6 protein-coding genes are annotated in these 6556 nt (G+C 68.0%); all 6 read left to right on the top strand.

The annotated features are described in order from the left end of the window. Positions 1-459 (top strand): type VI secretion system baseplate subunit TssG (locus tag GTP90_RS34380; RefSeq protein WP_161087724.1); only part of this gene is annotated, 459 nt, incomplete at its 5' end. Between the two features lie 5 nt (positions 460-464). Continuing rightward, positions 465-3221 carry a type VI secretion system ATPase TssH gene (tssH, locus tag GTP90_RS34375; protein ID WP_161087723.1) on the top strand — a complete coding sequence of 919 codons (2757 nt, stop codon included), beginning with the start codon at positions 465-467 and terminating at the stop codon, positions 3219-3221. Next, the gene (locus GTP90_RS34370; protein WP_161087722.1) at positions 3218-5209 is read left to right on the top strand and encodes a type VI secretion system Vgr family protein; all 1992 of its coding nucleotides are present in this window, start codon (positions 3218-3220) and stop codon (positions 5207-5209) included. Before tssH ends, GTP90_RS34370 begins: the two co-directional genes overlap by 4 nt. Before the next feature lies 1 nt (position 5210). After that, the gene (locus GTP90_RS34365) at positions 5211-5930 is read left to right on the top strand and encodes a toxin-antitoxin system YwqK family antitoxin (RefSeq protein WP_161087721.1); all 720 of its coding nucleotides are present in this window, start codon (positions 5211-5213) and stop codon (positions 5928-5930) included. Beyond that, entirely contained in the window at positions 5930-6316 is a 387-nt protein-coding gene (locus GTP90_RS34360; RefSeq protein WP_161087720.1) for a DUF4280 domain-containing protein, read from the top strand. The genes GTP90_RS34365 and GTP90_RS34360 overlap by 1 nt, the downstream gene beginning before the upstream one ends. Before the next feature lie 21 nt (positions 6317-6337). Further along, the coding region (locus GTP90_RS34355; RefSeq protein WP_161087719.1) for a hypothetical protein at positions 6338-6556 on the top strand (219 nt) is incomplete at its 3' end.

The following is a 6556-nucleotide window of genomic DNA, read 5'->3' as shown; positions in this document are numbered from 1 at the left end:
TTCAGCGGCAAGCAGTTTGTCGGCGGCTGGCACGCGCTGGCGCTGTGCGACCGCGCGCGGCTCTACGATCCCGGCAAGCCGGTGCCGATGACGTCGCGGCTGGGCATGGGCGCCTGCCTCGGCGCGCGCGCGTGGGACCAGGGCGCCGGCCTGGCGCTGGACGCGCCGCCGCTAAAGCCTGCGCAGTACGCGGCCTTGCTGCCGGGCGCGAAGAACAACTCGCTGCTGGGCTGGCTGGTGGCGCGCCATCTGCAAAGCGATTTCCAGGTGCGCTTGCGGCTGGACCTGGCGGTGCAGCCGGAAACGCGCCTGAGTGCCGGCGCCGGACAGTCGCCGCAACCGAGCACCGCCGCCGAGCTGCCGCCGCGCCTGGGCCTGAGCGCATGGCTGTGCAGCGCCGGCGCATCGGTCACGCACTACCAGCCGGCGAATTTCCTGCTGTCGACGGAAGAGGGCTGACCGTCATGGAAATCGATATCCGCACCTTGCTGTCCAAGCTCAACCCCGAATGCAAGCGGGCGATGGGGCATGCGGCCGAGCTGTGCGTGAAGCAGACGCAGTACAACGTGGAGCTGGAGCATTTGCTGTTCACGCTGCTGGAGGAGCGGGCGCCGGACTTCGTGCTGGCGCTGCAACGCTACGGCATCGTCGAGAGCGCGGTGATGGCGCAGCTGCAGCGCACGATGGACGGCTTCAAGCGCGGCAACGGCCGCACGCCGGCGCTGTCGCCGCACTTCATCGCGTTGTTCCAGGAGGCGTGGATGCTGAGCTCCATGCTGCTGGGCAGCCAGCAGGTGCGTTCCGGCACGGTGCTGCTGGCGATGCTGGAGGTGGACAGCCTGCGCGGCATGCTGATCGAAAGCGCGCCGGAACTGCTGAAGATACCGCGCGAGCAGCTGAAGCAGGAGCTGCCGTCGCTGCTGGCCGGTTCGTCGGAGGATGGCGGCGGGCCATTGGTGGGCAGCGGTGTGTCCGGCACCGGCATGGCCGGAGGAACCACGGGCGCAGGCGGTGGGCATGCCGTCGGCGCTGCGGGCGCGCATGGCGGCGCCACGCCCGGCATGATGCCCACGCAGCAGAGCACAGGCGGCGCCACGCCGGCGCTGGACCAGTACACGGTGGACATGACTGCCCTGGCGCGCGCCGGCCGCATCGACCCGATCCGGGGCCGCGACGCCGAGATCCGCCAGATCATCGACATCCTGTTGCGCCGCCGCCAGAACAACCCCATCCTCACCGGCGAGGCGGGCGTCGGCAAGACCGCCGTGGTGGAAGGCTTCGCGCAGCGCATCGCCTCGGGGGCGGTGCCGCCGTCGCTGGCCAACGTGGTGGTGCGCACGCTGGACCTGGCGCTGCTGCAAGCGGGCGCCGGCATCAAGGGCGAATTCGAGAACCGCCTCAAATCCGTGATCGCCGAAGTGCGCGCATCGGCCACGCCCATCGTGCTGTTCATCGACGAAGCGCACCAGCTGATCGGCGCCGGCGGCAGCGAAGGGCAGGGCGATGCCGCCAACCTGCTCAAGCCGGCCCTGGCGCGGGGCGAACTGCGCACCATCGCCGCCACCACCTGGGCCGAGTACAAGAAATACGTCGAACGCGATCCCGCATTGGCGCGCCGCTTCCAGGTCGTCAAAGTGGAAGAGCCGACCACCGACGCCGCCATCGGCATGTTGCGCGGCATGGTCGCCACGCTGGAGCAACACCACGGCGTCGAGATCCTGGACGAAGCCGTGACCGACGCCGTGCGCCTGTCGCACCGCTACATTTCCGGCCGCCAGCTGCCGGACAAGGCCATCAGCGTGCTGGACACGGCCTGCGCCCGGGTCGCCATCGGCCAGGCCGGCGCGCCGCCGCAGCTGGAGGCGCTGGAGCATGACATCGTCCTCAACAGCGAAGAGCTGCGCATCGCCCGCCAGCGCCACGCGCGCGGCGAGGACCAGGGCGCCGCCATCGCCAAGATGGAAACGCAACAGGCGCTGCTGCAAGCCCGCCAGACGCGCCTGACGGAAAAGCTGGCCGAGGAACGCCGCGCCGTCGAGGAAATCCTGGTGCTGCGGCGCGAAATCGCCGCCACGGCCGACCATCACGCGGCGCTGGACGACGAGGAACGCATCTCGCGCGGCGACCAATTGCAGCGCCTGCAAAAAGGCCTGGAAGCGATCCAGGACGACGAGCCGCTGGTGCCGGTGTGCGTCGATTCGAAGATCGTCGCCGGCGTCATCTCCGGCTGGACCGGCATCCCGGTCGGCAAGATGCTGGCCGACGAAATCCACACCGTGCTGCAACTCAAGGAGCGGCTGGAGGACCGCGTGGTGGGCCAGGAGCAGGCGCTGGACGCCATCGCCCGCCGCGTGCGCACCTTCCGCGCCGAGCTGGACGACCCGGGCAAGCCGGTCGGCGTGTTCATGCTGGTCGGCCCGAGCGGCGTCGGCAAGACCGAGACCGCGTTCGCGCTGGCCGACATGCTGTATGGCGGCGAGCGCAACATGGTCACGATCAATATGTCGGAGTTCCAGGAGGCGCATTCGATCTCCAGCCTGAAGGGCGCGCCGCCCGGCTACGTCGGCTACGGCAAGGGCGGCGTGCTGACCGAGGCCGTGCGCCGCCGGCCCTACTGCGTGGTGCTGCTGGACGAGATGGAGAAGGCCCACCCGGACGTGCTGGAACTGTTCTTCCAGGTGTTCGACAAGGGCACGATGGAGGATGGCGAAGGCATCACCATCGACTTCAAGAACACGCTTATCCTGCTGACCTCGAACGCGGCGCAGGACGTGATCACGCAAGCCTGCGCCAACGGCAAGCGCCCCGATCCCGCCGCGCTGACCGAGCAGCTGCGGCCGGCGCTGCTGCGCCAGTTCAGCCCGGCCTTCCTGGGGCGGCTGGTGCTGGTGCCGTACTACCCGCTGGGCGACGAGCAGATCAGCAACATCGTCGACCTCAAGCTGGCCAAGCTGGCCGCGCGCTTCGCCAGCAACCACAACGCCCGCTTCACCTGGGACGACCGCGTGACCGAGGTGATCACCGCCCGCTGCACCGAGGTCGACAGCGGCGCCCGCAACATCGATTTCATCCTGACGCAGACGGTGCTGCCGCTGCTGTCGTCGCTGGTGCTGGAGCGCATGTCGATGCTCAAGCCGTTCACCGCCATCCACATGAGCGTGGGCGACGACGAGCAGTTCGCCTACGCCTTCCGCGACCATCCGCTGCGGGGCCATCCATGAGAACCGGCTTCGAACAACCCGGTGGCCTGCTGAGCGTATCGTCGCCGTTCGGCGACAACGACCTGCTGCTCGACGCGGTCGAAGGCAGCGAGGGCATATCGGAACTGTTCAAGTTCAACCTGCACATGCGTTCCGGCAGCACCAGCCTGAGCGCGGCCACCGTGGTCGGCAAGACCATGACCGTGACCCTGGACGTGGCCGGCGGCACCAAGCGCTACATCAGCGGCATGGTGTCGCGCTTCATCCAGAGCGGCTTCGACCAGGACTTCGCCACCTACGAGGCCGAGGTGGTTCCCATGCTGTGGCTGCTGACCCTGTCGCGCGACCGCAAGATCTACCAGGCCAAGTCGGTGGCGGACATCATCAAGGCGGTGCTGGGCGCGTTCAGCATCACCTTCGACGACAAGCTGACCCAGACCTACGATCCGGTCGACTACATCGTGCAGTACGACGAGACCGCGTTCGACTTCATCAGCCGGTTGATGGAGCAGGCCGGCATCTTCTACTTCTTCAGCTTCAGCAGCGGCGCGCACACGATGGTGCTGGGCGACGCCTCGTCCAACTTCGCCGACTGCGACGGTGCGGCGGCGGTGCGCTTCTTCCCGCGCACCGGCATGCACAACGCCATCGACACGGTGTCGCGCTTCGCGCACGAGAACACCATCGCGGTGAAGAAGGCCACCGTCAACGACTACGACTTCATCAATCCCAGCACCTCGCTGGAGGGCACGCATTCGGCCAGCGGCGGCAGCGGGGCGGTGTACGAGTTCGCCACCGGCCACCTGGCGGCAGCGGCGGCCACCGCCATCGCCCAGTTGCGGGTGGAGGCCAGCCAGGTCAACGCCGAGGTGCTGCGCGGCGACAGCTTCTGCTATCCGTTCAGCGCCGGCACCAAGTTCACGCTGTCCGAACATTTCGTCAGCGCTTTGAACGCCGCCTTTGTGCTGCGCCGCGTGCACCACACGGCGCGCGACGACATGTACACCAATTCCTTCGAGGCGTTCCCGGTCACGGTGCCGTTCCGCCCGCCGATGCAGACGGCGCGTCCGCGCGCGGTCGGCTGCGAGACCGCGCTGGTGGTCGGCCCCAGCGGCGAGGAAATCTGGACCGACAAGTACGGCCGCATCAAGGTGCAATTCCCGTGGGACCGCGACGGCGCCAAGGACGACAAGAGCTCGACCTGGATGCGGGTGGCGCAGTCGGTGGCGGGCAAGGGCTTCGGCTCGCTGTTCCTGCCGCGCGTCGGGCAGGAGGTGGTGGTGACCTACCTGAACGGCGATCCGGAGCGGCCGCTGGTGACGGGCTGCGTCTACAACGGCGAGAACGCCACGCCGGCCGAGCTGCCGGCCAACCAGACGCAGACCATCATGCGCACCTGGTCGTCCAAGCAGGGCGCGGCCGGCAACGAACTGCGCTTCGAGGACAAGAAGGACTCCGAGCAGCTGTACATGCACGCGCAGAAGGACATGCTGACCGAGATCGAGAACGCGCTGACCACGACCGTGAAGAAGGGCGCGGAGATCCACACGCTGCAGGAGGGCGACCGCACCGTCGATGTCCAGAAGGGCAAGGAGGTGCACAACGTCAAGGGCACGCGCGAGGTGACGGTGACGGGGGATGAAACCCACACCAACAGCGCCAAGTTCACCCACAAGGTGACGGGCGACTACGCGCTGACCATCGACGGCAAGCTGACCATCACGGTGACGGGGGACATCAGCATCAAGTCCAGCGCGGCGGTGACGGAGGAATCCGGCACCACCTACGGCATCACGGCGGGCACGGCGTTGACCGCCAAGGCTGGCACGGCGTTGACCAACGAGTCCGGCACCGACTTCACCAACAAGGCCGGCACCAAGATGGCCAACCAGGCCGCCGTGCAGATGGATAACAAGGCCCCCGTCATCAACAGCAAGGCCGACGCAACCCAGACCGTGGAGGCCGGCGCGATGCTGACCCTCAAGGGCGCCATGACCAAGGTGAACTGACATGACGACCGAGACCGAGCTGCCACAAGACCTGCCCGCCGCCGCGCCGCTGCTCGTGGAGGAGCACAGCGACAGCGGCCAGGTGCTGCAACGCGCCTGGATGCGCGACGGCGTGCTGCACGGCCCGTTCGAACAGTTCAGCGAGCAGGGCCGCACCCTGATGAAGACGCACTTCGAAGCCGGCAAGATGCATGGCCCGATGGCCGTGTTCGCGCCGGACGGCAAGCTGGTGCAGCAATCCGAGTTCCAGCACGGCGTGGCGCACGGCATGATGGAAACCTACGTCAACGGCCGCTGCGTGGCGCGCCAGACGATGGTGGGCGGGGTGGCGGCCGGCCAGTCGCTGTCCTACGACGAGGCCGGCCACCTGACCGCCCGCCTGAACCTGGTGGACGGCCAGATCCACGGCCCCGCCGAGTTCTTCCACGAAGGCCTGCGGGTGCGCAAGTCGCACTACAAGGCCGGCCTGATGGACGGCGAGTCCACCGATTTCGACGCCCAGGGCAACGTGGTGCAAACCTGCGCCTACCGCGCCAACCTGCTGCACGGCCCGATGCGCCGCTACTGGCCGGACGGCGAACTGATGGAAGAAGTGATGTACCGCGACGGCAAGCCGGTCGGCTCGCCCGCGCGCTTCGACAGCAAGGGCAAGCGCACCGACAACGCCGCCGCCGCGCCCGCCATACTGGACCGGCTGCAAAAGCTGGTGAGGGGGAGCTGATGGGACAACAGGTCTGCATGGGCGCGATGCTCAAATGTAGCTTCGGCGTGGCGCCGGGCACGCTGATGGTGTTGCCGGCCAGCGCCGTGCTGACCGCCGTCCCCGACGCCAACATCATGGACAACAAGCCGATGGTCAACATCCTGCCGTTCGGCATGTGCCAGTCGTTGAGCAACCCGATGGTGGCGGCGGCCACGGCGGCCGCGCTGGGCGTGCTGACGCCGATGCCGTGCATTCCGGCCACGGTCGCGCCATGGGCGCCTGGATCGCCGACCGTGATGATCGGCGGTATGCCGGCGCTGAACAATTCGTCAAAGCTGATGTGCATGTGGGGCGGAGTGATTGAAATTAACGCGCCCGGCCAGACCACCGTTTCCATTCCCTGAACCCTTACCGCGACCGCCATCATGGAATATCGATTCAGCCTCACTCCCCGCCTGATCGCGCTGGCCATCTTCTCCGGCGTGGCGATGCTGGTGCTGTTGTTCGCGCTGGGCTACCAGGTCGGTGTCAGCATGGCCGAGCGCCCGGCGCCGGACCCCATCGACAACGCGGCCAGGCACACCCGCCAGCAGGCGGCGGGCAAGATCGGCGCCGAGGCGGCCGCGGCCGCCGCGCCCGTGACC

Source organism: Duganella vulcania (assembly GCF_009857655.1).
Classification (GTDB): domain Bacteria; phylum Pseudomonadota; class Gammaproteobacteria; order Burkholderiales; family Burkholderiaceae_D; genus Rugamonas; species Rugamonas vulcania.
This window is presented reverse-complemented; position numbering and strand designations above follow the sequence as displayed.